General features: G+C 60.9%; 29 protein-coding genes. 17 read left to right on the top strand and 12 right to left on the bottom strand.

Translation table 11 applies throughout. The features are described 5' to 3' along the window. The first annotated feature begins 36 nt into the window (after positions 1-36). From AC2S2E_RS02575 to AC2S2E_RS02550, 6 genes are all read left to right on the top strand, one after another. A complete protein-coding gene (locus AC2S2E_RS02575; RefSeq protein ID WP_008068557.1) occupies positions 37-396 on the top strand; it encodes a mercuric transporter MerT family protein in 360 nt (119 codons plus the stop codon). Next, on the top strand, positions 389-616 hold the full coding sequence (locus AC2S2E_RS02570; RefSeq protein WP_081458651.1) for a GDCCVxC domain-containing (seleno)protein: 228 nt from the start codon (positions 389-391) through the stop codon (positions 614-616). The genes AC2S2E_RS02575 and AC2S2E_RS02570 overlap by 8 nt, the downstream gene beginning before the upstream one ends. Positions 617-625: 9 nt before the next feature. Next, positions 626-1,360, top strand: a complete 735-nt coding sequence (locus AC2S2E_RS02565; RefSeq protein WP_475283830.1) for an alkylmercury lyase family protein — start codon at positions 626-628, stop codon at positions 1,358-1,360. Positions 1,361-1,693: 333 nt separating this feature from the next. Continuing rightward, entirely contained in the window at positions 1,694-1,954 is a 261-nt protein-coding gene (locus AC2S2E_RS02560; RefSeq protein ID WP_486523570.1) for a zincin-like metallopeptidase domain-containing protein, read from the top strand. Next, on the top strand, positions 1,951-2,382 hold the full coding sequence (locus AC2S2E_RS02555) for a hypothetical protein (RefSeq protein WP_486523569.1): 432 nt from the start codon (positions 1,951-1,953) through the stop codon (positions 2,380-2,382). Before AC2S2E_RS02560 ends, AC2S2E_RS02555 begins: the two co-directional genes overlap by 4 nt. A 2-nt stretch (positions 2,383-2,384) precedes the next feature. Beyond that, the gene (locus tag AC2S2E_RS02550; protein WP_486523568.1) at positions 2,385-2,804 is read left to right on the top strand and encodes a hypothetical protein; all 420 of its coding nucleotides are present in this window, start codon (positions 2,385-2,387) and stop codon (positions 2,802-2,804) included. Between the two features lie 305 nt (positions 2,805-3,109). Here AC2S2E_RS02550 and AC2S2E_RS02545 read toward each other — a convergent pair whose 3' ends face one another. Genes AC2S2E_RS02545 through AC2S2E_RS02530 form a run of 4 tightly spaced genes read right to left on the bottom strand, consistent with a single transcriptional unit; the run spans position 3,110 to position 6,609 of the window. Next, positions 3,110-5,389 (bottom strand): nitric-oxide reductase large subunit, encoded by a 2,280-nt coding sequence (locus tag AC2S2E_RS02545; RefSeq protein WP_486523567.1) that lies wholly within the window; start codon positions 5,387-5,389, stop codon positions 3,110-3,112. A gap of 20 nt (positions 5,390-5,409) precedes the next feature. After that, complete coding sequence (locus AC2S2E_RS02540) at positions 5,410-5,874, bottom strand: hypothetical protein (RefSeq protein WP_486523566.1); 465 nt, start codon at positions 5,872-5,874, stop codon at positions 5,410-5,412. After that, positions 5,867-6,160: a TehB family protein gene (locus tag AC2S2E_RS02535; RefSeq protein WP_486523565.1), complete on the bottom strand. Its 294-nt coding sequence runs from the start codon at positions 6,158-6,160 to the stop codon at positions 5,867-5,869. The genes AC2S2E_RS02540 and AC2S2E_RS02535 overlap by 8 nt, the downstream gene beginning before the upstream one ends. Then, positions 6,157-6,609 (bottom strand): group III truncated hemoglobin, encoded by a 453-nt coding sequence (locus AC2S2E_RS02530; protein ID WP_486523563.1) that lies wholly within the window; start codon positions 6,607-6,609, stop codon positions 6,157-6,159. Before AC2S2E_RS02530 ends, AC2S2E_RS02535 begins: the two co-directional genes overlap by 4 nt. Positions 6,610-6,695: 86 nt before the next feature. Here AC2S2E_RS02530 and AC2S2E_RS02525 point away from each other — a divergent pair, with 86 nt between their 5' ends. Then, the gene (locus tag AC2S2E_RS02525) at positions 6,696-7,328 is read left to right on the top strand and encodes an RrF2 family transcriptional regulator (protein ID WP_486523562.1); all 633 of its coding nucleotides are present in this window, start codon (positions 6,696-6,698) and stop codon (positions 7,326-7,328) included. A 121-nt stretch (positions 7,329-7,449) separates the two neighbouring features. Here AC2S2E_RS02525 and AC2S2E_RS02520 read toward each other — a convergent pair whose 3' ends face one another. Then, positions 7,450-8,082, bottom strand: a complete 633-nt coding sequence (locus tag AC2S2E_RS02520) for a tyrosine-type recombinase/integrase (protein ID WP_486523561.1) — start codon at positions 8,080-8,082, stop codon at positions 7,450-7,452. A gap of 173 nt (positions 8,083-8,255) precedes the next feature. Here AC2S2E_RS02520 and AC2S2E_RS02515 point away from each other — a divergent pair, with 173 nt between their 5' ends. The 7 genes from AC2S2E_RS02515 to AC2S2E_RS02485 all read left to right on the top strand — a co-directional run bounded on the left by AC2S2E_RS02515 (position 8,256) and on the right by AC2S2E_RS02485 (position 16,253). Continuing rightward, positions 8,256-8,501: a type II toxin-antitoxin system ParD family antitoxin gene (locus tag AC2S2E_RS02515; protein WP_486523560.1), complete on the top strand. Its 246-nt coding sequence runs from the start codon at positions 8,256-8,258 to the stop codon at positions 8,499-8,501. 2 nt (positions 8,502-8,503) lie between these two features. After that, positions 8,504-8,806 (top strand): type II toxin-antitoxin system RelE/ParE family toxin, encoded by a 303-nt coding sequence (locus AC2S2E_RS02510; protein WP_486523558.1) that lies wholly within the window; start codon positions 8,504-8,506, stop codon positions 8,804-8,806. Positions 8,807-9,075: 269 nt separating this feature from the next. Next, entirely contained in the window at positions 9,076-10,194 is a 1,119-nt protein-coding gene (locus AC2S2E_RS02505; protein ID WP_161600402.1) for an ROK family transcriptional regulator, read from the top strand. 223 nt (positions 10,195-10,417) lie between these two features. After that, positions 10,418-13,093, top strand: coding sequence for a TonB-dependent receptor (locus AC2S2E_RS02500; RefSeq protein WP_170271974.1), 2,676 nt, complete (start codon positions 10,418-10,420; stop codon positions 13,091-13,093). Between the two features lie 14 nt (positions 13,094-13,107). Next, positions 13,108-13,968, top strand: a complete 861-nt coding sequence (locus tag AC2S2E_RS02495) for a glycerophosphodiester phosphodiesterase family protein (protein WP_073977048.1) — start codon at positions 13,108-13,110, stop codon at positions 13,966-13,968. Between the two features lies 1 nt (position 13,969). After that, the gene (locus tag AC2S2E_RS02490) at positions 13,970-14,929 is read left to right on the top strand and encodes a glycerophosphodiester phosphodiesterase family protein (RefSeq protein ID WP_081096414.1); all 960 of its coding nucleotides are present in this window, start codon (positions 13,970-13,972) and stop codon (positions 14,927-14,929) included. Positions 14,930-14,954: 25 nt separating this feature from the next. Further along, entirely contained in the window at positions 14,955-16,253 is a 1,299-nt protein-coding gene (locus AC2S2E_RS02485) for an MFS transporter (protein WP_081096413.1), read from the top strand. Positions 16,254-16,700: 447 nt separating this feature from the next. Here the strand turns inward: AC2S2E_RS02485 and AC2S2E_RS02480 are convergent, their stop codons facing one another. From AC2S2E_RS02480 to AC2S2E_RS02465, 4 genes are all read right to left on the bottom strand, one after another. Next, positions 16,701-17,162, bottom strand: a complete 462-nt coding sequence (locus tag AC2S2E_RS02480; RefSeq protein ID WP_486524528.1) for a Ros/MucR family transcriptional regulator — start codon at positions 17,160-17,162, stop codon at positions 16,701-16,703. Between the two features lie 71 nt (positions 17,163-17,233). Then, entirely contained in the window at positions 17,234-17,485 is a 252-nt protein-coding gene (locus AC2S2E_RS02475; protein WP_486523557.1) for a hypothetical protein, read from the bottom strand. After that, on the bottom strand, positions 17,482-18,729 hold the full coding sequence (locus AC2S2E_RS02470; RefSeq protein ID WP_486523556.1) for a Y-family DNA polymerase: 1,248 nt from the start codon (positions 18,727-18,729) through the stop codon (positions 17,482-17,484). Before AC2S2E_RS02470 ends, AC2S2E_RS02475 begins: the two co-directional genes overlap by 4 nt. Positions 18,730-18,897: 168 nt before the next feature. After that, complete coding sequence (locus AC2S2E_RS02465; RefSeq protein WP_161719035.1) at positions 18,898-19,353, bottom strand: MarR family winged helix-turn-helix transcriptional regulator; 456 nt, start codon at positions 19,351-19,353, stop codon at positions 18,898-18,900. A 136-nt stretch (positions 19,354-19,489) separates the two neighbouring features. On the opposite strand from AC2S2E_RS02465, the gene AC2S2E_RS02460 reads away from it, so the two are divergent. Continuing rightward, positions 19,490-20,176 carry an HPP family protein gene (locus AC2S2E_RS02460; protein WP_161719037.1) on the top strand — a complete coding sequence of 229 codons (687 nt, stop codon included), beginning with the start codon at positions 19,490-19,492 and terminating at the stop codon, positions 20,174-20,176. A gap of 172 nt (positions 20,177-20,348) precedes the next feature. Here AC2S2E_RS02460 and metB read toward each other — a convergent pair whose 3' ends face one another. Together metB and AC2S2E_RS02450 are read right to left on the bottom strand one after the other, a co-directional pair. Beyond that, positions 20,349-21,581, bottom strand: coding sequence for a cystathionine gamma-synthase (metB, locus tag AC2S2E_RS02455; RefSeq protein ID WP_161719039.1), 1,233 nt, complete (start codon positions 21,579-21,581; stop codon positions 20,349-20,351). After that, positions 21,578-22,042 (bottom strand): RrF2 family transcriptional regulator, encoded by a 465-nt coding sequence (locus AC2S2E_RS02450; protein WP_161719041.1) that lies wholly within the window; start codon positions 22,040-22,042, stop codon positions 21,578-21,580. The genes metB and AC2S2E_RS02450 overlap by 4 nt, the downstream gene beginning before the upstream one ends. 127 nt (positions 22,043-22,169) lie before the next feature. On the opposite strand from AC2S2E_RS02450, the gene AC2S2E_RS02445 reads away from it, so the two are divergent. Both AC2S2E_RS02445 and AC2S2E_RS02440 read left to right on the top strand, forming a co-directional pair. Next, positions 22,170-22,637 carry a hemerythrin domain-containing protein gene (locus tag AC2S2E_RS02445; protein WP_201742495.1) on the top strand — a complete coding sequence of 156 codons (468 nt, stop codon included), beginning with the start codon at positions 22,170-22,172 and terminating at the stop codon, positions 22,635-22,637. A gap of 38 nt (positions 22,638-22,675) precedes the next feature. Next, positions 22,676-23,872, top strand: coding sequence for an NnrS family protein (locus tag AC2S2E_RS02440; RefSeq protein WP_486523554.1), 1,197 nt, complete (start codon positions 22,676-22,678; stop codon positions 23,870-23,872). 15 nt (positions 23,873-23,887) lie between these two features. Here the strand turns inward: AC2S2E_RS02440 and AC2S2E_RS02435 are convergent, their stop codons facing one another. Further along, on the bottom strand, positions 23,888-24,580 hold the full coding sequence (locus AC2S2E_RS02435) for a helix-turn-helix domain-containing protein (protein WP_161719047.1): 693 nt from the start codon (positions 24,578-24,580) through the stop codon (positions 23,888-23,890). Between the last annotated feature and the right edge of the window lie 208 nt (positions 24,581-24,788).

Genomic DNA, 24,788 nt, shown 5'->3' with positions numbered 1-24,788 from the left:
CTAGGACGAGCGCATGACCAGAACAAGGATTCGCCCGTGACGCAGCAATCGCGCCCATCGAAGGGGGTTGGCGCCGCGTCGCTGACGCTGGGAGGCATCGCCGCGGCATTCGGTGTCGCTTCATGCTGCGCTCTCCCATTCCTGCTGGCGTCGATCGGTATCGGCAGCGCATGGCTTGGCGGCATCGGTCTTGCGGCAGCGCCCTATCGCACGCCGCTACTCCTCATCGGCGCATTGTGCCTCGCCGCCGGGGCGGTGTCGCTGGCGCGCCAGCAGATCACCGCCTCCCGCTGCGGACCGGACGGCGTCTGCACACCCCCGGCGGTGCGGATCGTCACGCTCGTCGGGCTGCTCATCGGCCTCGTTCTGCTCTATCTCGGCTATCGCTATGTCTGATCCCGTCATCGAGCTGCGCTCCACGCTGACTTGCCCGCATTGCGGCCATCAGGCGACCGAGACCATGCCAACCAATGCCTGCCAGTTCTTCTATGATTGTATCGGGTGCGGGACGGTGCTCAGGCCCAGGTCCGGCGACTGTTGCGTCTTCTGCTCTTATGGAACCGTGCCGTGTCCGCCGATCCAGGTCGACGGCAAGGACGGCGCGTGCTGCGGCTAAGCACGGCGTATGAGCGTCCGCTCCGGCGTTGATATCGTTGCGGACTGGACCGTGGTCACGACGCCTATGGCGCAAGCGGCCCTGCGTGGGCTGTGCGGATCGTTCATCGGCACCAGATGGCGCGGGATGGATGAAGCCGAGAACCGCGTCCATCGCTACGTGCTGCAGGGCTATGCAGCCACGGGCCGCGCGCCGGCAGGGGCACAGATTGCTGGTGCGGTCGGCCCTTCATTCGACGAGGTCACCGCTGCGCTACGGCGTCTTGCCGGGCGCGATCTGGTCGTACTCGATGATGCCGGTCGTATAGTCGGCGCATATCCATTCACCGAACGTCCGAGCGAGCATCACGTGACCGTCGCCGGCATCACGGTGAGCGCCATGTGCGCCATCGATGCGCTCGGGATCGGCGCAATGCTCGGCCAGGCTAGCGTCATTCGTTCGGTCTGCCGCTCGTGCGGACAGACACTTTCTATTCGTACGCGCGACAATGGCCAGACCCTCGACTTCGCTAAACCCGCCGGCATCGTCATATGGTCGGGTCAGCTTTATGCCGACGACTGCGCAGCCACCTCGCTCTGCACCCAGCAAGGCTTCTTCTGTACTTCCGAACACATGGAACGTTGGCGTGCGGACAAATCCCGCCAGGATGACGAAGGCGTGCCCCTCAACCTCTCGGAGGCGCTCGAGGTAGGCCGCGCGCTCTTCGAAGCGATGCGAAGTGCTTTGAGACTGGCCAACGACTGAGCGGCATTGGCGCGCGACACCGCGACTGATCGCCCCAGATTAGCCGACAAACCATCATTTGCGCCCTTGCGACAGGCGCGGGCTGACGCCCGCGCACAGCGGACGCCGCTGACGCGGCGACGCTGTTGTGGGGCCTCCCTCGATGCGGGTCTGGTCGGCGCTCCCTACTAGGCCCGCCACGACGCGCCGCAAGCCCGGCTGCGCCGCGCTGCTCCATTGCATTTCGCCCCTCCGGGTGCGGCCCGCCGCTTCAGCGGGCCTCTCCGGTCGTTCTCGCCGCCCACCCCCGCCTCGGGGGAGCCTTGGGGTTTTGGGTGGGGCTGGAGGCTACCGATGATTTTGATCCCCCAACCGCCGTTTTTCGCTGGACTGTCAGGATATGTCGCCGAACTGGGCGCCAGCTACCTGATGGCCGATCTGGGGCTCGCCTACACGCCGCGGCCCGATCATGCCGCCTATCTCGCCAGTTGGCTGGGTGCCTTGCGGCACGATCCCAAGGCGATCTTCAACGCTGCCGCGCAGGCGCAGGCCGCCGCCGACTGGATCCACGCGGCGCACAAGGCGGCGGCAGCGCCTTTGCCGCTGGCTGCATGAGGCGCGCCGTGGCCATTGCCTCCTTCTGGCCTGACGGCGCGCAGGCTGCCTGCCGCACCATGTCCGGCATCTCGCCCGCTGACTGGTATCCCACCTATCTCGATCTGGTGGCAGCGATCCGCACGAACATACGGCGGGATATGCGATCCTTCGATCTTATCCACCGCTGGCGGGGGGACGCGCATCGCGTGCTCTTGCGCAATCCCTATGCCGACATCGGCCTGACCTGCCTCGACGGCCAAGCTACGGTCTGGATCGGTGAGCGGATCGACCGCGATTACCGCATCCGCTGCGAATGGAGCGATGTTTCCGGCCCGGCTCGCCTCTGGCTCGCCAGCATCGCACCTGTTTTCGAAGCCGCCGCAGCACGCCTCGGCTTTGCCCCCATCCATCAGCTTGCCGATCAGCCTTGGCTCGCAGCCGCCTGATTGTGCCTTCTCTGGAGATCACTATGTCCCGATTGTCCACCTTTGGCGAATGGCGCGAAGGCAGCCTTTGCCGAACCGCCGCTGACTGGCCGTTCCACTGGGTCGCCGAAATCACAGCGATCAACCCTCTGACCCACAGCTACACCTGCATCGGCACGGTCCGGCAAGCCGGAACTCGCCGTTATGACGAGGCGCTGACCAACCTGCGCCTCATGACCAGAGCGCCTGCAATGTTCCGGATCCTGCAAGCTGTAGCCCAAGTGCTCGACATGAGTGATCCTGACCATGAGGCCTTCGTCGACAGCGCGGCGGATTGTCTCGACGCACTGTTACAGCAGCAGGAGCCTTTGCGGGCGTTGCTTGGCGAGTTTGGTATCGCGCAATATCAACCGTCTACGCCAGCGAACGATCAGATGGGATAAGACGGGCCAAGATCCACAAGTGTTGCATAGTGGACGGCAACGACCAAATCACGTCGTTCCGGTGCGGTGCTGAGAGCGTCAGCTTACGCCGACACCGGTCATTCCGAGCTCCTTGAAAGCGACCGTCCGTTCATCGGCAGCCGTCACCTGGGACGCGCCTGACCATGAGCGGAGGTCGCCAACATACCCGTCGTTCAGGCGGGCTACATGTCTACCTAAAACCGGATGAACGATCATTGGCCGGTAGGGGGCGGTTCGGCGTCCTGAACGCGGGCAAGCCGACTTTCGCGTGGAAGGGGCTGGCTTCAACGATTCTCCCGAAACTTCAGGCCGGGTAGGAATGCCCGGACCATAAACCACGCGAACGCGAAGACGCCGAGGGCGAAGACGACGTCGCCGGGCACCCTTGCCCAGACCAGCGCCTGCATGATCGGGCTATGGATGAACTCTGCCGAGCGGGCATAGGCGTATCCATGTTCGATGCTGGCGTAAGTTTGCAGGATGCCTTGCGGGAGCAGCGACAGGAAGGTCATCATCGCAAGGCCGATGTTGAGCAACCAGAACGACAGTCTGATCGATTTCTGGTTCCACCGCGTGACGTCGGTCAATCCGCGCATGCAATAGAGCGTCAGCCCAAGGCCGAGCATACCATAGACGCCGAACAGCGCAGCATGACCATGGTTCGCCGTCGTGTTCAGACCCTGCATGTAATAGAGCGCGATCGGCGGGTTGATGAGGAAGCCGAACAGGCCGGCGCCGACCAGATTCCAGAACAGGACGGCGGCGAAGAACATGAACGGCCAGTGATAGGTCCGTTCCCATTCGGCCTCATGCTCGACCTTATGTCGGGTATAGGCCTCGAAGCCGACCACCAGCAGCGGCACCACTTCCAGCGCCGAGATCATCGCGCCGACCGCGATCCCCGATGTCGGCGTTCCGCTGAAATAGAGGTGGTGGAAGGTTCCGAGGACCCCGCCGAACAGGAAGACGATCGTCGAGAACAACACCATCACGGTTGCGGTCGAGGTTCGCAGGATGCCCATCTGGACGAACAGCAGCGAGATAATGCCGGTGGCGAATACCTCAAAGATGCCCTCGACCCAGAGGTGGACCACCCACCAGCGCCAATATTCCATCACCGCGATGTTGGTGTGTTGGCCCCACATCAGCCCGGCGCCATAGAGCAGTCCGATGGCGAGCGCTGACACCAGCACGAGATAGATGAGGGACTTGCCGCCCTTGCGCCGCAGCACGGACCAGAGCGCGCGCACCACCAGCGCCACCCACAGGAACAGGCCAATGAGCAGATAGATCTGCCAGAACCGGCCGAGATCGACATATTCATAACCCTGATGCCCGAACCAGAAATTGGCCGTCAGGTCACCGAACAGGCGGTGGACTGCGGCCCACTGGCCGGCGAAGGAGCCGATGACGATGACGAGCAGGCTGACGAACAGGAAATTGACACCGAGCCGCTGGAATTTTGGGTCGCGCCCCGCGAGCATCGGCGCGACATAGAGCCCCGTCGCCAGCCATGCGGTGGCAATCCACAGCACCGCGAGCTGCGTGTGCCAAGTGCGGGTAATGGTGTAGGGGAGATATTCGGCAAAGGGCAAGCCGTAGAGCCCTTGCCCCTCCACCGCATAATGGGCGGTGACGATGCCGAGCAGCACCTGCCCCAAGAACAGCGCGCAGACGACCCAGAAATATTTCGCGGTGGCGCGCATCGATGGGGTGATGACGGCTTGCCCCAGCAGGTCCGATTGCGCCATGCCGTCTTCGGGCAACATGTCGGCACGCCAGACGTCGAACTGCTTGGCATAATAGGCGATCAGCGCGCCCGCAGCCGCGAGCAGCAGGATGACCGAAGCCAGGCTCCACAATAGAGTCCCGGTCGTCGGGCTATTGCCCACCAGGGGTTCATGCGGCCAGTTGCTGGTATAGGTGATGGTCTGGCCCGGACGGTCCGTGGTCGCGCCCCATGCTGTCCAGAAATAGAAGGCGGTGAGTTGCCTGGCTTCCGCGGCCGTCAGCTCGCCATAGACCGGGAAGGCATAGTCGCGGCGGAGCTTGAGCGAGGCGGAGTCACTGCCGTCATACAGGCTGACGAAATGCTGCTGTACCTGCCGGATCGCCTGGGCGCGGGTGTCGCTCACCGTAATGACGCCCGACGTTGGGTCATAGGTGTTCCGGCGCATTTCCTCCTGCAGCGCGGTCTTTCGCACGGCCTCGACCTGCGTTGCGGATATGCCCGGGAGGGGTTGCGAGGCCGACAGGGCAAGCAGCGCCTCCGCCTCACGATGCAGCCAGTCGGCGCTCCAATCGGGGGCGAGATAGCTGCCGTGGCCCCAGATCGAGCCCTGCTCCATGCCGCCGATCGACTGCCAGATATTCTGCCCCGTCTCAATGTCGGCACGCGTGAACAAGGTCTGGCCACTTTGGGATTTCACCGCCTCGGGAATGGGCGGCGCCTGCTGGTAGATTTGCTGGCCGAGCAGCAGCAGGATACCGAACATGACCACCATGCCGACCGACAGGATGATCCACAGCCGCTTGATGCTGAATGTCGTTTGATAGCTCCGCATGCCCCCGTTCCCCTTTGCGTTCAGAACAGTCCGTGACTGCCGCCAACCGCTCCGAAAATAGTGATGATGCTCACGATGAGTAAGAATTGATGCAGCCGCATCATTCGCGCGAAATCGGCTTCCGGTGATCTTGAAGCGGCAAGCCGGCGGTGCAGATGCAGCGGCTCGATGACGAACAGCATCAGCGCAAATGCGGTCCAGAGCGCCACCATCAGGTGCATCCACCAGAACCGACCGTCGAGAAAGCGGCTCCACAGATCGGCCCGCGCTACCAGCCACAAGCCGCTGGCACCCGCGAGCAGGACCCACAGCCGCGCCTGCCAGGCGAAGCGCGCTTCCATCTGCTGGAAGCGGCGCAGCCGATCCTGCGACGCTTCCGTCGCGTTCAGCGTCGGCATCAGGACCCAGGTGACGAAGCCCACGCCGCCGATCCAGAACAGGACCGCGATGACATGAACGACGCGCGCAAGCGCAAAATCATCCATGGGCCGCACCTTCGCCAGCGTCGGGACGCTCCCGATAGAATTCGACCTGCATCGTCATGGCGCCGAGCGGCACGACATAGTGGGTCGCCTGCGGCGGGATGATCGCCGGATGGTCCTGCGTCACCAGATGCTCGCTCAGCGGATCGACGAAGACCAACCGTACCTCGCCGTCGAACACCCGCAGGAGCCCCCAGGTGCCGTCCTTGGTGCGATGATCGTTGCGCAAGGCATCGGGCAGGCTCTGCTCGTCGAAGATCGGCGAGGTGGCATAGGGCGCCGGAGTCATGACATTGCCCTCCTGGAAATGGCGGCCAGACCGCCCCGGTCGATCCGGATGCCGGTCAGCAGGCTTTCGCCAATCCGCTGCGCTGCCTCGCGAAACCGATCTGCAACGGCCGCGCTGGGCGCTATCCGGTCGAGCGTCTGGTCCCAGCACAAGCGCCAGCGCGCGAAATGCGCCTCCTCGAGCCCGCCGATCGCGATATGCTTCTGCATCGGATTGCCGCTGAATCGTCCGGACTCCAGCATGATCGAGGCCCAGAAATCTTTCATGCGCGCTAGGTGGTGCGGCCAATCGCCGATCTGCTTGGCGAAGATCGGGCCGAGCACCTCGTCCTGACGCACGGTCTCGTAGAAGCTCTCGACGAGCCGCGAGATGAAGGCCTCATCAATGCCGCATGCCAGCGCCTCCGCCGTCTTGCGCGCTCGTGCCAGCGCGGCGTGGTTCGAAGCCATATCCACCTCGACTCGATCAAGAGATATTCTCTACCCACTATTTAGACGCGTTGGCCGCCAAATCAAATATCTGATATGCATCTTTTATGGAATTGCCCCTCCATACCGGCTATGCCCTTCGCACCCTGATATTCCTGACCGTGAAGGAGGGCCATCATTCGATCGCCGACATCGCACAGGCTTATGGCATCTCGAAGAATCATCTGATGAAAGTTGCGCAGCGACTGGCTGCGAAAGGATTTTTCGAGGGCGTGCGCGGCCGAAGCGGCGGCCTCAGACTGGCACAGGCCGCCGATGCGCTGAACGTCGGTGCAATCATGCGCGTCATGGAAGATACGAAGGACTTCGTTGAATGCTTCGACCCGGCAACCAATAGCTGCGTCGTGACGCCTGTATGCGGATTGCGCCATGCCTTGGCGGGGGCGCTGGAAGCTTTCGTGCAGCACCTCGATCAATTCACGATGCCGATCTTGTGCCGAATTTTGAAAGCTACGGAAGGCAACTCGGCCTGCAAATCACTCCTCCACCAATGGAGCAATAAGCTTGGCCGCCAACTGCCGGATTGTCGGATCTCCGGAACCCAACTTTTTGTTTTTAGACCAGAACTTCGCGCTTTACTAATGATCTGCTTCCGTCAGAGCGAGCGACGGAATTTCCTTGAACCGGTCGTTTGTCACCGTGCCGACAAAGATCGACATTGGGTCGTCCTGCGACACTGATCGGGCGAACGTTGAACGTCGGGTTCTTACGAGAGCCGCCGTTTGACATGCCGGATGCGAACGTCGCGAAAGTCCCAAGCCTTCAAAGTTGGCTCCCCGCGTGCAGCGAGGAGCCACTTGTTCAAATTTCGGTGTTCTCGGCGAGGGCCAGCGCGTCTTCCACGTCTATCCCGAGATAGCGCACCGTATTTTCGATCTTGCTATGGCCGAGCAAAATCTGAACGGCGCGCAGGTTGCCAGTCGCTCGGTAGATGATCGACGCCTTCGTCCTGCGCAGCGAGTGGGTGCCATATTCGCTTGGCATCAGGCCTACACCGGTCACCCATTCATCGACAAGCCGGGCATATTGGCGGGTGCTGAGATGGCCGTTGCGATCGACCCGGCTTGGAAAGACATAATCTTCCACCGTGCCGCCACGGCGTTCAAGCCATGCCAACAGACTGGCTCGGGCGTCGGGCAGCAATTCAAACTGCACAGGGCGGCCGGTTTTCTGCTGCATCACGATGGCGCGTGTTCGGATCTGCCCGCCGCTGACAATGTCGCCGATTTTCATTTGCACGAGATCACAGCCACGCAATTTGCTGTCGATCGCCAGGTCGAACAAGGCCCGGTCTCGAAGGCGACGACGCTGATTGAGGTAAAAGCGGATCTCCCAAATTTGCTTGGGTTTCAGCGCCCGCTTCGCGCCGACGGCCCGACCTGCGTTCCAGACTTGACGTTTTGGGGATGTGGTTTGGGTTTCAGGCATTTCCATGTTTATTCTCCGATAGCCAGAATTGGCCAACGGAAGAACGTCTGACAGCCGCTGGGGGAAATGCTGCGAGGCGTCGGCTGCATAAAGGCCTCTGTTTGCGGGGTAGGCCATGGCAGAGTGTTAATTGACAAACTTTGCCAATCCTTGCTATTCTTCTGGTCTTGGAGGTTGCCATGGCTACGATGAACATCTCACTGCCCGACCCTATGAAGCAATGGGTGGAAGCTCAAGCTGATACTGGTCGGTATAGCAATGCCAGCGACTATGTGCGCGATCTTATCCGCCGTGACCAGGAACGCGCCGACAAGATTGCCGCCATGCAGCGCCTTGTCGATGAGGCCCGCGCCAGCGGTTTGAGCGACGAGACGATGGCGGATATCCGGGCGCGAGCGATCAGCCAGGCCGGCCTGCAAGCCTGACTGTGCCACGTTTTCACTTAACACGCGCCGCAGCCGACGATCTGACAGCCATTTTTCAGGAAGGCATCGAACAGTTCGGCCTGCCTCAGGCTGACGCCTATCACGAAGGGCTGAGCGCGATTTTCGCGTTTCTCGCGGACTATCCCCATGCCGCGCGCTTGCGAGAGGAAATCTCGCCGCCTGTCCGCGTGCATCCCTACAAGGCCCATCTGGTGATTTATGACGTGGGGGATGAGGGCGAGGCCATCATTCTGCGCGTCCGGCATGGTCGGGAAGATTGGATGTCCTCGAATTACGATGGTTAGCCGTGGCGAGGAAAGCGCTGGCGGCTAATCCACAGAGATTCTCACCCCACTTGGCACTTCTCTTGCCGACCAACTCTTGCCGTTCGGATGCCGATGCAGGAAGGTCAGCTTACGCCGGAACAGGTCATTCCAGTTGGCCCCGACCAGCAGCTCTGGCAATTAGCTCTTCTGAATGATGGTGTTGGTACGAGGGCCGGACGATCGGCCTTTGCAGCGTCCGACAATCATTTGGCATCGATTAACGTAATATGCAAAGGGCACGGGACGGAATGCGGGACGAAACCGGAGATATGATGCAGGGTCTGGAAACATCCGGTGACCGATTGGTAATGAGCCTCATTCAACGTCATATAGGTGCAACACGCGCTGAATTGACGAAAGCATCATCCTTCACGCAACAATCAGTGTCGCGTATCATCGACCGCCTTGCAAAACGCGACCTCATCAGGATCGGCGAGATTGTCCGCAACGGTCGGGGCCAGCCCAGCCCGATCATCAACCTCAATCCGGATGCCGCATTCTCGCTTGGCTTGTCGATCATGGCGGATGGTGTGAAGCTGGTCGCCATAAACCTGTGCGGTGAGGTGATCTGCGAGAGCGCGATCGGCGTTGAGTCTCCAAGTCCTTGCGATGTGCTGGAAATGGCCAGCAGCTTCATTGCCAGTTTGGCTGAACAAGGGCATGCGCTGACTGCGCTGGCCGGGTTGGGAATCGGGATTACGGGCTATTTCGTCGTTGACGGCAGTCAGGTCAATCCGCCCGCCCTGGATGATTGGGCATTCGTCGAAATAGGCCGCGTGTTCAAGGATGCGCTCGGTATCCCTGTGTGGGTGGAAAATGATGGTACGGCCGCCGCAGTGGGAGAATCCTTGCTCGGCTATGGTCGTGAAGTCGATGACTTTGCCTATTTGCACTTTGCTGCCGGCTTCGGCGGAGGTCTGATCCGCAATGGGGGAGCGGTTCGCGGCGTCAGCGGCAACGCCGGTGAATTCGGTGGCATGCTGCCGCCCGATTATGTCTCCCCATCGCTGGGCAAATTGATGCAGATCGTCAAGGCCGAGGCGGGAATATCCTATCCGACCTTGCAGGCGTTTCTGGACGCTTTCGATCCATCATGGGCTGGGGTCTCGACCTGGCTCCAGGAAGCGGAACGCTCGCTCACCCTGATCGTCAACGGCATCGGGTCTGCGGTGGACCCGGGCATGATTATCCTTGGCGGACGACTACCAGAAGTGTTGGCCAGCGCGTTGATCGAGCGGTTGCACTTCTATCCCGCAGAACGGCGAGGCTTTCGCCGTCCATCTCCACCGCTTCGGTTCGCCGCATCCCCGTGCGATCCAGTCGCTGTCGGGGCAGCGATGCTCCCGTTCCAAGCTGTATTTTTTTGACATCACTGCTTTAATACTGCGGCTTGATTCGGCTCGCAATGCTAAGGAGCGCCCGCGCCAAACAATGGTAGGCCTTCATCTCTATATAAAATATTGTTTGATTTCATTATATTAAAATAGAGTTTTTCTTTATCACACCAAATGTGTGGAAATGTCATATATTCTACACTTTGGGTGTGGATATGCCGCTGCCAACAGGACAAAGATGCAGGGGCTTCTCCAGATGAAACAGGGATCAAACAGGCGAAACTATTGGGCTGCGGGCCTGATCGCCATCGCTACGGCTTCGGCTGCACAGGCTCAGGTCACACCTCAGCCGGGTGAGACCGGATTGCCGGATAATGTGGAGGCGAAGGGGAATGACGGCGATATCGTCGTCACGGGCGAACGCTATGTGAATCGTGCCGCCATTCAGGCCAAACGCGCCAATCCGCGGATCGCGGACGTCGTGTCCGCGTCCGAGGTCGGCTCGCTGCCCGATTTCGGTTTCGGCGAAGCCATGCGGCGCATCCCCGGCATCTCTCTGGTTCAGAACAATCAGCGGGGCGAAGATCAGTTCGTCGGCATTCGAGGGCTTAACTCGGCCTATACGCTCGTCGTCCGTGATGGTATTGCCCTGCCTTCGACCGAGGTGGGACGCCGCAGCGTGTCGCTTGACGTGCTGCCCTCCACCATTGCCAGCCAGATCACGGTTACCAAATCGTTGACACCCGACATGGACGGCAATGCCATCGGTGGCCAGATCAACTATCGCACGCCCAGCGCCTTCGATCATGATCGCCTGTTCGGTTCGATCCGGGTGGATTATGGCGATTATCAAAATGGTCGCCGTTACAGCAACCGCACGCCGTCCGGCAAAATCGATGCATTGCTAACCACCCGCTTCGGCAATGAAGACCAGTTCGGCCTGGTCGTCGGGGGCAGTTATTTCCGCCGAGACTCTTCGTCGACGGATCCGACCGCTGCCTCCTACGGCTATTATGATGCCGCTGGCGCGCGCCTCGCGCTCAATTCGCCCAGCATCGCCAGCGCCAATGCCGGACCGTTGCGGCGCGACTATTATGTCTACGACAATCTGCGCGACCGCCTCGGCTTGTTCGGGAAGCTGGAATTCAACAACCACAACGGCATTGCCGCCACCATCTCGGCAGCTCAGTTCACGCACAAGAATGACGAGGACCGCAACGACAATGTCCTGGCGGCATCGGGCAATCTTACGAATGTGACAGCAACGAGCGGCACGGCCCAGTCCGGCACCGGCACGGTGCAATATGACAGATATTTCCAGCGACGCCAGATCCGCTATGTCACCGGCACGCTCGATCTCCAGCCGACCGAGCGCGACGAGATCAATTTTCGCGCCAGTTATGGCGTGGGAAGGTTCAGCAGCGCCAATGTGGAAAGCATCTACACAGGCGGCAGCGCCTCGAGCCTGTTCGGCTATGACTATAGCTACAACCAATCGGATTTTCCGATATTGGCGCCGCGCAATGCTGCCGCGACCGACCCGTCCCGCTATCGGCAGACGCTTTACGGCTATGGCCTGAATCGCAACATTGAAAAGGCGACGACCGTGGGCCTGGACTACGGACATAATATGTCCGCGCAGGACCAGGGGCTGGGCTTCAAGGCGGGCACCCAATTCCGGCTGCTTGACCGGAATTACGATCACACCGAAAGCTATTATCAGCCGGTCTCCACGGCGCTTGCGCCGCTATTGAGCACGCAGATCCGCGGCAACAGCTTCTCGCCCTTTATCGATCCGGCCTATACGATGATGCTGGTCGATCAGAACGCTGCGGAAGCCTATTTTCAGGCCAACAAGGGGAATTACGCCCTGCTCGCTGCCACGGCGGACAACAATATCAGCGGTAATTACGGCGTGAAGGAGAACGTCTATTCCGGTTATTTCATGACGACATGGCGGGGCGACCGGCTGCGCATGACCGCCGGCTTGCGCTATGAACTGACCGATTTCAAAAGTTCATCCTATACGCGATCGGCTTACACCACACCCGCGCAATATGCTCTGGCCCAGCGCAGCAGCAGCTATGGCAATCTGCTGCCGTCGTTCAACGCCAGCTATGACGTTACCGGCAATGTGAAGCTCAGGGCGGCCTATGCACGCGCCATCGGGCGTCCCAATTATGATGACCTCGCTACGCCCGCTACGATCACCCGCACGCCGATGGGCTTGTCGGTCGCCAGGGGCAATGCCGATCTCAAGGCCCGTCTGGCCGACAATTATGATCTTTCGTTCGAATGGTATTTCGCCAGCGACAGCATCTTCTCGGCCGCGCTGTTTCGAAAGGATATCGCCAATGAAATCTTCCGGTCTGTGTCGGAAGATACGCTCGACATCGGCGGCGTTCCCACCCTTGTTACCGTGAGCCAGGCGCGTAACCTCGACAAGGCGCGTGTGGAAGGACTGGAACTGGGCCTCGTGGTGTCGAGCCTCGGCTCGCTGTCTTCGCCGCTCAGGGGGCTGGGTTTCTCGACCAACGTCACGCTGCTCAAGACCAATCCCACCAGCATTCTCATGAACAACGGCACCTATCGCCAGCTTAATTCCCTGCTGGAGCAGGCCGATACCGTGTTCAACGCCAGCCTGTTCTACAGCATTGGCCGGTTCAGCGCGAAGGCGGCCTATAACTACACCGGCCGTCAGCTTGCGGTGGTCGGCACGGACTTTGCCGCCAACGACCGTTATCTAGGCGCTGCGAACATCGTGGACCTCCAGGCTTCCTATCGCGTGAGGAAGAATCTCACATTCATGGTCACCGCGAAGAATGTCGGAAACGATCGTCCCACACGCTATTTCGGCCCCGGCGGTGCCGTGACCCGCGATGTGATCGACAATGGCCGGTCATTCTTCGCCGGCGCATCCTACAAATTCTGACGAAAGCACAAGATATGCGCAAATCCCTTTTCGCGGTATCCGTCATTGCCGCCGCCCTGTCGATCGGCCAGCCCGCGCTGGCCCATCGCTCGGATGACATCTGGACAGCACTGATGGCTCCGCCCGGCGCCCGATCCTTCGTTGTCGCGCACCGCGGCGCCCATGTAGAGGTGCCGGAAAACTCGGCCGCCGCCATTCGCCGCGCGATTGAACTTGGCGTCGACATTGTCGAGATTGATGTCCGCTTTACCCGGGACAATGTCGCCATTCTGATGCATGATCCGAAGATTGACCGGACGACGAACGGCCACGGCGAAGTGGAAAGCATGACGTTCGCGGAAATCGAACGGTTGCGCCTGCTCGGTCCCGATGGCAAGCCGACGGCCTATCGGGTGCCGACGCTGAAATCCGTGCTGCGGATCGCGCGGGACAAGATCGTGGTCGATCTTCACCTCAAGGTCGATCGCGCTCCTGAGGTGGCGGCGATTCTGCGGCAGGCGGGCATCCGCCATGCCCTTTTCTATGCCGACGATGCGCCGTGGCTTGATAATATGCAGGCGCAATGGCGTGGCGGCGAAACAGTGCGGCTGGCCCAGTCTCGCGAAGAACTGGATTATTATCTGAAGCAGGCCAGCCCGCATTTCGTTCACCTGACACCGGCCTATCTTTCGCGCGAGTTGATTGAAGGGCTGGATCGGCGTGGGGTGAGAGGCATGGTCAACGTCATTGGCGGTCCCGATCGCGCGGCGGCGGCGGATCGCGGTGCAAGCTATGATGCTTTCATCAACAGCGGAGTCAGCATCATCCAGACCGACCGGCCAAAAGACCTTATCGAGCGCATGACCGAACTTGGCCGTCACAGGATGATCCGTTAATATGACTGGACCGATCGCCACCACTTCCCGCCGGCTATGGGCCATTGCCCTTGTCACATCGCTCTGCATCGGGACGGGCGCGGCAGACCGCGCGCTTGCGCAAAGTCCCCGGCAACGGCTGGCGAACGCTGAAAGCGGCGCCATGGTAGTTGCCCATCGCGGCTGCCATCGCTCAGGCGTGAAGCATGGATTGCCGGGCGCGCCGGAAAATTCTCTGCTTGCGCTCGACCATTGCATCGCCATGGGAATCGACGTCATGGAAACCGATGTCCGTCGCACCCGCGACGGCTATCTCGTCATCATGCACGATGCGACGGTCGACCGGACCACGGACGGCACCGGCAAGGTCGCTGACATGACGCTTGCCGAGATCAGGCGATTGCACCTGCGCGACGGCATGGGCGGCGCGGCTGCGGCGGTGACCGCCCAGCAGGTGCCGACCCTTGCCGACATGTTGTCCCATGGACAGGGCCGCATCCTGTTCAACCTGGATATACAGGAAGCGATCTATGGCGAAGCGATCGACGAAGCTTTGCGCCTGGGCGCGGCGAACGATGCCATCCTGAAAACGAGGGCCGGGTCAGGCTCCCCGCCGCTGGCGGCCATCTCCCCTTATGATCGCGTGCCGTTCATGCCCATATTGTCGAAAGTCAGCGGAACTCCGTCCGAGATGGTGGCGCTCGCCCGGCAACAGCTTGCGGGCGGCCGCCGTCCCGTTGCCTTCGGCACGCCCCGGCTCGACGGCGTTTCCCTTGCGGCGCTGCGAAACGAGGCACGCAAGGCGGGCGTAAGGCTCTGGACGAACACGTTGGGCGATGGCGATGCCCAAGCCATGAGCGATCCGGACCGCATCTGGGGCCGCCTGCTCAGCGATGGTTTCTCGATGATCCAGACCGACGCACCGGAAATGCTCAAGGAATTTATCGCGCGCCAGCATTCAGGCGAGGCGTCACATCGCTGACGCATATCGGCGCTAGCGAGCCCGCGTGCGCCGGAATTTGAAAGTTTTGCATCGGGAAGCGCTTACCGAAAGCCAGGCGGCGCTGTGGCCCTATGGCGTGGCGCATTTCGGAAAGAGCCTTTTCTGGTATTCAAGCGAGCTGGTCTTCGCCTTCTTCCTGACCGAGCGCGCAGGGCTGCCCGCCGCATGGATGGGGGGCCTGCTGGCCGGTGGACTGGTGCTGAGCGCGCTGATCGACCTCGCCATCGGCTGGAAATTGCGCGGCGCCTCGTTCACACTTGCCCGCGCCTGCCGGTTGCAGTTCATCGGGGCTTGCGCGAGCGCGGCGGTGATAACGCCTCTCTTCGCCGCGGATCTGCTGCCCGAGGCATGGCGGCTGATCTGGGCGGTGCTGCTCGCGACCCTCTTTCGTATTGCCTATGCGCTCTATGACATTCCACAGAACGCCACGCTGGGTCTCGCCACGCGCAATGCCAGGGAGCGCGCGCGGCTGGCTGCATTGCGGCTGTCCTGTAGTGGTATGGCCTCCATCGCGGTCGCCACCGCGCTCGCCTGGCTGGTCAGCGGCGGGAGTCAGAACGGAAGCGGCCGTTTTGCGCTAGTGACGCTGGGGATGTCCGTGGTCGCCATCGGCTCGGCCTGGTATCTGACGCGACTGCGGCCACGTCCTGGCGCCGACTGCGCGGTTCCCGCCGCATCGTCCGCTTCGGGCACCGGCATCGGCCTGATCCCGCTGCTCCTGCTGATGTTTCTGGTATCGATAGCGACATCGGTGTTCGGCAAGCTCGAACCCTATTATGTCGCCTATCGCTGGCAGGGCCAGGGAGGGACGATCATCATCGCCGTCTCAGTCGGCCTTACCGTGGCGCAGCCATTCTGGCTGATCGCATTGCGTCGGATGGGCCACCTCCGTACGCTCTGCGTGGCGTTCGTCCTTCTGGGCGCCGGGGCGATCGCCTTCACGCTTGCCGAGACCGCCGGCTATTATGCGCAGGCGGCCTTCGCATTCCTGTTCGGCGCGGCCAATGGAGGCATTGCCACGCTTTTGTGGGCGAGCTTCGCGGATCGGGTTTCCGCCGAGCGTCCGACCGCGCCCGCCTCCGCATTTGCGCTGTTGACGGCGATTTCGAAATTCGGGCTGGCGGTCGCCAGCTTGACGGTCGCGGCGTGGCTTTTTCTGGTGGACTATCGCGTTGACGGCACGGGGCTTGTCCTCGCCATGGCGGGCATTCCAGCGGCCGCCGTGGCAATGTGCCTGGCCGTCATGGTCCTGTCGACCCCGATCCGAAGCGGCGGACGGCTCGGCATTATGCCGCGGATCTGATCGGTGACAACGTTCAATGTCTCCGGCCAAACAGGATTGCACCAAGAGGATGCAATCCGTCGCGAGCCGGCGGCGCCTATGGCCATGTCGACACGGGCGGCTCGATCGGTGGCCAAGCCAAATATTGCCTAGTGCCCCATACCGACTTCAATCTGCTCGAATTCCCCGATCGCGACCGCGCCATGGAGCGTATCCGTGATCTTGCTATGTTGTCGGACATCCTTCCGACCGGCTTTCTTGCTTGGGGTATGGCAGCTTCCCAGAGTCGACTGCCGTCAAGCAGCCATTCTGGAATCGGCCAGCCTTGCTCGTTCCCTGCCCGATCTCCTACGGTTCGCGAACGGCCGGTTTATCCGAAACCTGACACCCACGGATGCGCGCTGAAACGGCGGTTTTGTCCCAAAACTACGCCATGCTTGAGGTTCGGAATTTCTTCCCAACGCCCTGTTACGCAGGTGGCGTCTGTTTTTTGCGCCGCACGACCTTCGGCTTCGGCGTCGGCGCGGCTTCGACCACCACCTTTGGCTTGCGACCGAGACCAATCTTCACCGCAAGTTCCTTGCGCTTCGCGGCATAGTCAGGCGCAACCATGGGATAGTCTGCGGCCAAATTCCATCGTGTGCGATATTCGGCGGGGCTCAGGCCGTGATCGGTTGAAAGATGCCGCTTGAGCATCTTCATTTTCACTCCGCATTCCAGGCAGGCGATGGCGTCAGCCTTGACCGAGGACCGCACCGAAACAGAAGGCTCGCGCTTTTCCTCCACCGGCGCGGGCGCCTGACCCAAGCCAGCAAGCGAGGTATAGACCGACTGAATCAGCACAGGCAGTTGGTCAGCACCAACAGCGTTGTGGCTGACATGGGCGGAAACAATATCGGCAGCCAGCGTCAGCAGCGTTTCATCGGCCATGAAAATAATGTCCTCATCCATTCGGTGACGGCACTTGCATAGCGCAATATCGCTCAGTCACGAGGGGCCAATCAGGCAATACCCCCAACAAATCCCTTCGTTTCGCCGCGATGTGGCAGCGCAAGTCGCATCGCGCCCTTGCAGCCACGCTGCTTGCAGCGGGCGCGGGCCTGCACTTCCGACAGCCACAGGTGCCCGAAATCGCCCAGAGCCAACAACTGTGCCGGCGTCACGAAGCGCACCTTGCCGCAGACGCGGCAGGTAAGCTCAAGCCGTGTGTCGGCATCGAGGTCGCGCAACTGGATGGCATCGAGCCAGCTCACCAGCTGTCCTCCGCCTCGGGGATCCGGGTATAGCTGATCTTCGACCCGACATTGCCGCCGACGGGAGGAGCCCACGGACCTACGCTCACCACCGTCTGGCCGAAGCGCGAATTGAGGCCGTCCATGGTCCGGCTCAGCGCCTCGCAGCGCTGCCTCTCCTTGTCGTCATTGGCGAACAGATCGGGCTGTCGTGCAGAATCGAGCGTCAATTCCCCCAGCGTCACGCTAACGCGCATGATCTTCATCGTCGGCGGGATCACCCCCGTCACGCGCTCCCAAAGCTCGCTGAGCGCGGCGAGAATGGCCATGTCATCCTGAACCTCGCCCAAGGGCGCAACATTGCCCCAGCCACGCTCAAAGCCCTTGAGCCAGAGATAGAGCGCCGAGGCATAGAAATTGGATCGCCGCATCCGCCGCGCGGCTTTCACCAGCAGCAGGCGGGCAATGGCGCGGGCATCATCAAGATTTCGATGATCGGGCGGCAGCACACGGGCATGGCCGAACATGTTCCGCTCGGTCTCGGGTGCCTCCACCGCATAGCCATGGAGCGCATACCACAGCCGTTCACCCGTCACGTTTCGCCAGATCGCCCGCATCTGCTTGGGTTGCAGCGCCAGCAAGCCAGGAACATCGCCAACGCGGGCTGCCGCAAGCCGCTTGACCATTGATCGTCCGATGCCGGGGATATCCTCCAGCTTGAGCCGGGCGAGCTGGCCTGGAACATCCTCAGGATACCAGATCGTCAGACCATCGGGTTTTTTCGTGTCGCTGGCGATCTTGGCCAAATGTCGATTGGCGGCAAAGCCGATCGAGCAGGTCAGCGTGGCGCCGATATTGTAGCGGATCGTGTTTTTGATCCGCTGGGCAAGATCGCTGGGATCACCCCTCTGCGTATCGTCCAGCCAGCACGAGACTTCGTCGATCGATTTCACCTGATCGACCGGGATCACCGACCCGATCTCGGAGATCAGGGCATTGTGCGCTCTGCGATAGAGGTCCGGTTTTTGCGGCACGAAAACAATGTCCCGGCAGATCCGGCGCGCTTCATCGACCATCATTATGTTTTTCACGCCGCGCGCCTTCGCCTCGCGTGAACAAGCGATGATGCAGGTGCGCCCGCCACCGGCATAGGGGATCACACCAACCGGCCTACCCCGAAGGCGGGGGTCGCGCAGTTGCTCGACGGACGCAAAGAATCCATCAAAATCAAGGTAAAGGTGTTCAATCGTTGTTGGTTTTCGCATGGGCTCCAGCCCGAATCGGGTGAGCCACAAATGAGAACATAATGGGAACTTGTAGGCAATAGGGCCGCACCCAGCATGAAAGCGATGGGCACTCAGATCATTGGGAAATTTGGCTTGAAATTGCGTAAATCAAGCCGGATCTGGCCCCGAGCTACCGGCGAATGCAGCTCAAGGCGAATTGAGAAAGGCAATTTGCTCCAGCAATCCCGCAAGTACGGGGCGGATGCGGAGAAGTTCTGTGCGGTGTGCCAGCGTCAGTTTGGCAAGCGTGGTCTCGGCGTTCTTGGTTAGCCCCAGCACAACCCTGCGCCGATCAGCCTCACTCGGCTGCCGAACGATCAGACCCAAACGGACCAGGCGATCAACCAACCCGGTCACGCTGTGTGGACGCAACAATAGTCGGTCGGCCAATTCTCCGACCGAAATCTGACGTCCCCGGGCCGCACGGATAGCCAGCAAAGCCTGATGCTGCTGTGGCATCAGGCCAACATTGTTCGCGGCAGCCTCGCTGAAGTGCAAAAAGCCGCGCATGGTATGGCGAAATTCCGCCAGCGCCTCATAATCGGTATCGGTAAGATCAAGGGACTCAGGGAGATGGGGCTGACAGGGAGCAGGTTGCAACATATCGCATTACGATATAATGGGTCGCACCCTCCAGCAACCAGAGAATGGCGCGCATGCCAAAAAAATACGGGCTTTCAGAGCATTCGAACCGTTTGACCTTTGGTTGGTCCGGTGGCCAAAGGCAAGGTGTGAGGCTGTGAGCACGTTTCAGCGCGTTACATCCGCCAGGATTTTCGCGGAATTTGGCGAAAGCTTGCGCGCAGGCCTGGGCATCGTGTTGGGCCTAGCCTTAACGGGCCTTGTCTCTGGCGCGATTGCAGGCGGTTGGAACAGTCCGGTATTGCTTATCGCCCCGATGGGTGCATCTGCTGTCCTGCTGTTTGGCGTTCCGGCGAGTTTGCTCGCGCAGCCCAGGGCTATCATCGGCGGAAATCTCATCGCCGCTTTTGTCGGGGTGAGTGCGGCGCGCTGCATACCCTCGCCTTTCCTTGCAAGCACCGTTGCGGTCGGAGTTAGCTTTGCCGCCATGACGATCTGTCGCTGCGTTCACCCGCCAAGTGGCGCCATCGCCCTCACCGCTGTGCTGGGAGGGCCGCAAGTTCTTGCCCAGGGTTATGGATTTCTGGCCATTCCAGTCGCGCTTAATAGTCTGGTGCTGGTACTTGCGGCCTACGCCTACAACAATCTGACTGGGCACTCCTACCCGCACCACGCACACCTTCCCGCGCATCCGCATATGGGGTTGGCGCAAACCACCCTTGAGGCGAGCGACTATGAAGAGGTGTTGGCCGACTACGGCGAAGTGCTCGACATCGGTCGCGAGGATCTGGAGGTCCTGTTCCGAGAGCTTCTGGCCCGGATGCAGGAAAAAGCAGGTAATTAGTAGATAGTTGATGGAAGAGATTTAAATCTTGTTTCCACACCATGCACAAAATACGCAATTTTCATCATTGGCCAGCTCATTAACGTGCCCGCAAAGCGGGCAAATTTTGATGAGTAGCAGCCTGCGCAGTGAATTGCGGATGGTTCGAAAAAGTGGCGAGAGAACCATAACTCTACCTTTCCGTCTTTCGAGCATTTTCAGCTCGTGCAAGCTCCTCATATCTGCATAGCGGGATCGAATTTTGGGTACTGCCCTGCAAGGCTTGCTCAAGGTCGGCCAGCAGGTCCTCACAATGCTCCAGTCCCACAGACATGCGCAGGAGATTGTTCCCTATCCCCGCTGCCTGACGTGCCTCCTCGCCCATGTCGGCATGGGTCATGGTCGCCGGATGGGCGATGAGACTTTCGACGCCCCCGAGCGATTCGGCCAAAGTCAGAACCGAAATATTGGAAACGAAGTGGCGAACCGCCTGCTCACCGCCGGACAGTTCAAAGCTCAGCATGGCCCCAAAGCCGGATTGCTGCAAATCGGCCAGGAGATGACCGCAATCTGTTGGCAGCCCCGGATAATGCACTTTGGCGACAGCAGGATGTTGCGCCAAAAAGGTGGCAAGTGTCATCGCGGTCGCTTGTTGCTGCGCCGTGCGGGCAAACAGGCTTCTGAGCCCGCGCAACGTGAGCCAGGCATCGAACGGCGATCCGGCAGTGCCAATGATATTGCACCACTGCTTCAAGGCGGTAACGTCAGCGCCATCTGCAGCAATGATCGCACCGCCGATGACATCGGAGTGGCCGTTCAAAAATTTTGTTGTCGAGTGGACGACGTAATCGGCACCCAGCGTGATCGGACGCTGACAAGCCGGCGATAGGAACGTGTTGTCGACAGCCACCTTCGCCCCCACGGCATGGGCCATCTGACACAGGGCCGTGATATCAACAACACGCATCAGCGGATTGCTTGGCGTCTCGATAAACACAAGGGCAGGATGGCGTTTGCAGGCTTGTGCCACAGCATCTAGGTCAGTTTGATCGACAAAATCGAGCTGGAAATGTCGCCGCTGTGCACGGGCCTTCAACAGCCGCATTGTGCCGCCATAGCAATCATGAGGCGCCACGATCAGATCATCACCCGACAATTGCCCGAGTACGAGATCGATGGCGGCCATTCCGCTAGATGTGACGACCGCCCCGGCTCCGCCTTCCAGCTTGGCAAGGGCCTCGCTCAAAAGATCCCGCGTGGGATTGCCCGCCCGGCCGTAATCATAGGGGCCAGCCTGGCCGAATCCTGAAAACGCATAGGTGGTTGAGAGGTATAACGGGGGTGCGATGGCGCCGAAGGTCGGGTCCGTGGCTACGCCATGGCTTGCGGCGATCGTTTCGCTGTGGAGACGGCGAGATTTGATCATGGCCGTGCCTCCGCTTGTGTGCCCGTGGGCGGCATCAGGTGGTCGCGTGCACCAGAAAGGCGGCTCAAGGCGACGCTTGCTAGACTATGCTTGTCGAGTTCAGCAAGGAATGCGCGCTCGGCCGCTTGCAAGCGGAATTTGAGTCGGCATTGGCCGTCCAGTGAGCAATCGCGTGGTTCATGGGCCAGACAGTCCACGAGTGGGTGCCCTTCCTCCAGGTGGCGAATAATCTCGCCCAGCGAGATGTGAGCTGGTTGCCGGGCCAGGACAGATCCGCCGCCGCCGCCACGGCGCGTTTCAACAATACCAACTTGCGCGAGCTTTTGGATGATCTTGGCGAGATGGTTGCGCGAAAGGCCCAACTCATCCGCCAATTCTGCGGTTGAGAACACACGTTCAGGCACGCTGGCCATGCGCATCAGCATACGAAGCCCGTAATCCGTGAAAGCGGTCAAACGCATGGCCGTTACCTCTGTGTATGGATGAATGGGTATTTACAATACGCATTAACAGGCGTAGCCACGCCTTGCAAGTCAAGGCTGGCGCCATCCCGACCCGTTGCCTCCTTGAGAAATGGAGCAGCCCATCGTGACAGACACCCTTATTCTCGACCCAGTGATCCTGACCAATCACATCGAAAAGCACTTCCATGCGCGGCATCGTGAACAATTGCCCTTGCTCATCGAACTGGCGAATAAGGTGGAAGCCGTGCACGCCGCTCATAGCGATGCCCCGCACGGGCTGGCGGCAGCCCTGAGCCGTTTCCACGACGATTTGGTGGAGCATATGCACAAAGAGGAAGTCATCCTGTTTCCTGCCATGCGGCAGGGCGGGATGCCAGGCATTGAGCATCCGATCCACGTCATGCGCGCCGACCACGCGGACCACATCGAAACCGCCGAGGCTATCCGCAGGCTTGCGGGCAATCTCGTGCTGCCTGAGGGGGCCTGTCGCACATGGGCCGCGCTCTATGAGGGCCTTGGCGAATTTCTGGCTGACTTTGCGGACCATGTAAGGACCGAAAACGAGCAGCTTTTTCCGCTTTTCGAGCACTAAACCCAATTCATCCTTGCGAGCCAGAAGTGAGCCGGAATGTGACCAGCACCGCAGAACAGAGCCGATCATGGCAGGGGCCAGCGCTTTTCGCCTATGGCTTCAGGCCGTTCTTTCTGGCAGCAGGCCTGTGGGCCGGATTGGCCATGGCACTGTGGATCGGCATGTTGGCTGGCAGGTTTGCCCTGCCCACCGCCTTCGATCCGGTCAGCTGGCATGCCCATGAGTTCCTCTACGGCTATCTGGGCGCGGTGATGGCTGGCTTTCTGTTGACTGCCGTACCCAATTGGACGGGGCGGCGAGCGTTGACCGGTTGGCCGCTGGTCGGGCTGTCTGGCTTGTGGGTGCTGGGGCGTTTGGCGGTTGCGCTGTCGCTGCGGCTTTCCCCCGTCTGGGTGGCGGTGGCCGATCTGGCCTTGCCGCTGGCCCTGTTCCTGGTGATCGGCTGGGAGATCATCTCCGGGCGCAATTGGCGCAACCTTGGTGTCCTGGCCTTGCTGGCCATTTTTGCGCGGGGCAATGCGATTTTCCATTGCGACGGGGCCCGCAATAATAGCCCCGCGCAAGGCATGGGGCTGCGGATCGGGGTGGCTGCGGCCATCCTGATGATTGCTGTGGTCGGGGGGAGGATTGTTCCAGCCTTCACGCGCAACTGGCTGACCAGGAACAATCCCGGCAGGCTGCCTTCACAGCCCGAGCAGGCCTTTGACAAGGTAGCGCTCGCCGGCCTGCTGCTGGCGGGTTTAGGCTGGATCTTCAGCCCGGCGGCGGGGCTCACCACCGCGCTGCTGGCTATTGCGGGCCTGCTCCATCTGTTCCGGCTCGCCCGCTGGGCCGGGGATCGCACGCGGGCAGAGCCCTTGGTGTGGGTGCTGCATCTGGCCTATGGCTTTGTGCCGGCAGGCGCGCTCGCGCTGGCCGTGGCCAATGTCGCGCCGGCCTGGGGCAATCGGGCTGCTGGCCAGCATCTGTGGATGGCCGGCGCCATCGGCATGATGACGCTGGCGGTGATGACCCGAGCGACGCGCGGGCACACCGGCCGCGCGCTGGCCGCCGATCGCACGACGGCATGGATCTACATCGCCCTGCTGGCCGCCGTGCTGCTGCGCGTCGCCGCCGGCTTCTGGCCCGAATTGAGCGGCACGTTCTATACGCTGGCGGGCACGGCATGGATCGGCTGCTATGCCGGCTTTTGCTGGAGCTATGGCCCCATGCTGCTGCGCCCCAAGCAGGGCTGATGGCGCGCGCGGGGCCTATTCGAGAACCGGATCGGGCCGCACAAAGGCTTCAAGCGCGGCCCGGTCGCAGATCGTCACCTGTGCGCCATCGGTTACTACACCATGCTTGGCCAATACGCCGAAGGCTCTGGACATGTTCTCGGGCGTCATGCCCAGCAGCGATGCCAAAACGCGCTTTTCGGCGCGCAGTATCACCCGACCATTGCCATTTTGCCGATGATCCTGCTGCAGAACCAGATTGCCCAATCGCTCGGCCGACTGGCGCAACTTTATATCGGTCAGCGCCCGGGCCATATCGCGGTAGGCTAAGGCTAGCTCGTGCATGGTGGCCTCCATCAAGGCCTGGTCCTTGCGCACGATTTCCCGAAGGAGGGCGGCTGGAACCAGCAGGATACGCGAGGACATCAAGGTTCTTGCTGACATCAGATAGGGCATATCGGTGACGGCCGCCGCGAGGATGAAGCTCGACGCCGGCTCCACGATCCGCATGGTCGTGTCCCGCCCTGCGCCATGGCAGTATAACTCTGCCATGCCATCCACGAGCACATACAGGAAATCAGCCCTTTGCCCGATCTCGAATAGAGTCAACTGAGGCGGGAATACTTGCAAAAACGATCCGGACAGGATACGCTCCTGCTCGGCAGGGGCCATTTGGCTGAACAACGGCAACTGGGCGATTTCGGGGCGTTCTCCGGGGCGCACTGTCACAAAACTCCATGCCGGGCGAGGCGCCTGCCTAGGGCCTTAATTAACATATATCAAGTCACCCATGGATCCATATTTGGCGTAAAGCCCCTTGAAATCAGGCCAAGTCGATTTTGACCGTGCCGCCTTGGTCAAATTGATGCGGATCAAGCCCCGGCTTGCGCCATAAGGCAATGGGCTATCGCGAAACTTTCTGCGGGATGGAGCACGG

The organism is Novosphingobium sp. 550D (genome assembly GCF_057401885.1).
The sequence above is the reverse complement of the archived record's forward strand: the minus strand, read 5'-3'. Positions and strand labels throughout refer to the sequence as shown.

What these genes read in the sequence shown, in the direction of transcription:
- AC2S2E_RS02490 (WP_081096414.1), top strand. Translation starts at nt 13,970, where the DNA reads ATGACTGGACCGATCGCCACCACTTCCCGCCGGCTATGGGCCATTGCC.
- AC2S2E_RS02545 (WP_486523567.1), bottom strand. Translation starts at nt 5,389, where the DNA reads ATGCGGAGCTATCAAACGACATTCAGCATCAAGCGGCTGTGGATCATC.
- AC2S2E_RS02530 (WP_486523563.1), bottom strand. Translation starts at nt 6,609, where the DNA reads ATGGCTTCGAACCACGCCGCGCTGGCACGAGCGCGCAAGACGGCGGAG.
- AC2S2E_RS02450 (WP_161719041.1), bottom strand. Translation starts at nt 22,042, where the DNA reads ATGCGTTTGACCGCTTTCACGGATTACGGGCTTCGTATGCTGATGCGC.
- AC2S2E_RS02520 (WP_486523561.1), bottom strand. Translation starts at nt 8,082, where the DNA reads ATGGAAATGCCTGAAACCCAAACCACATCCCCAAAACGTCAAGTCTGG.
- AC2S2E_RS02480 (WP_486524528.1), bottom strand. Translation starts at nt 17,162, where the DNA reads ATGGCCGATGAAACGCTGCTGACGCTGGCTGCCGATATTGTTTCCGCC.
- metB (WP_161719039.1), bottom strand. Translation starts at nt 21,581, where the DNA reads ATGATCAAATCTCGCCGTCTCCACAGCGAAACGATCGCCGCAAGCCAT.
- AC2S2E_RS02535 (WP_486523565.1), bottom strand. Translation starts at nt 6,160, where the DNA reads ATGACTCCGGCGCCCTATGCCACCTCGCCGATCTTCGACGAGCAGAGC.
- AC2S2E_RS02565 (WP_475283830.1), top strand. Translation starts at nt 626, where the DNA reads ATGAGCGTCCGCTCCGGCGTTGATATCGTTGCGGACTGGACCGTGGTC.
- AC2S2E_RS02500 (WP_170271974.1), top strand. Translation starts at nt 10,418, where the DNA reads ATGAAACAGGGATCAAACAGGCGAAACTATTGGGCTGCGGGCCTGATC.
- AC2S2E_RS02555 (WP_486523569.1), top strand. Translation starts at nt 1,951, where the DNA reads ATGAGGCGCGCCGTGGCCATTGCCTCCTTCTGGCCTGACGGCGCGCAG.
- AC2S2E_RS02495 (WP_073977048.1), top strand. Translation starts at nt 13,108, where the DNA reads ATGCGCAAATCCCTTTTCGCGGTATCCGTCATTGCCGCCGCCCTGTCG.
- AC2S2E_RS02525 (WP_486523562.1), top strand. Translation starts at nt 6,696, where the DNA reads ATGGAATTGCCCCTCCATACCGGCTATGCCCTTCGCACCCTGATATTC.
- AC2S2E_RS02465 (WP_161719035.1), bottom strand. Translation starts at nt 19,353, where the DNA reads ATGTTGCAACCTGCTCCCTGTCAGCCCCATCTCCCTGAGTCCCTTGAT.
- AC2S2E_RS02560 (WP_486523570.1), top strand. Translation starts at nt 1,694, where the DNA reads ATGATTTTGATCCCCCAACCGCCGTTTTTCGCTGGACTGTCAGGATAT.
- AC2S2E_RS02515 (WP_486523560.1), top strand. Translation starts at nt 8,256, where the DNA reads ATGGCTACGATGAACATCTCACTGCCCGACCCTATGAAGCAATGGGTG.
- AC2S2E_RS02470 (WP_486523556.1), bottom strand. Translation starts at nt 18,729, where the DNA reads ATGCGAAAACCAACAACGATTGAACACCTTTACCTTGATTTTGATGGA.
- AC2S2E_RS02540 (WP_486523566.1), bottom strand. Translation starts at nt 5,874, where the DNA reads ATGGATGATTTTGCGCTTGCGCGCGTCGTTCATGTCATCGCGGTCCTG.
- AC2S2E_RS02505 (WP_161600402.1), top strand. Translation starts at nt 9,076, where the DNA reads ATGCGGGACGAAACCGGAGATATGATGCAGGGTCTGGAAACATCCGGT.
- AC2S2E_RS02570 (WP_081458651.1), top strand. Translation starts at nt 389, where the DNA reads ATGTCTGATCCCGTCATCGAGCTGCGCTCCACGCTGACTTGCCCGCAT.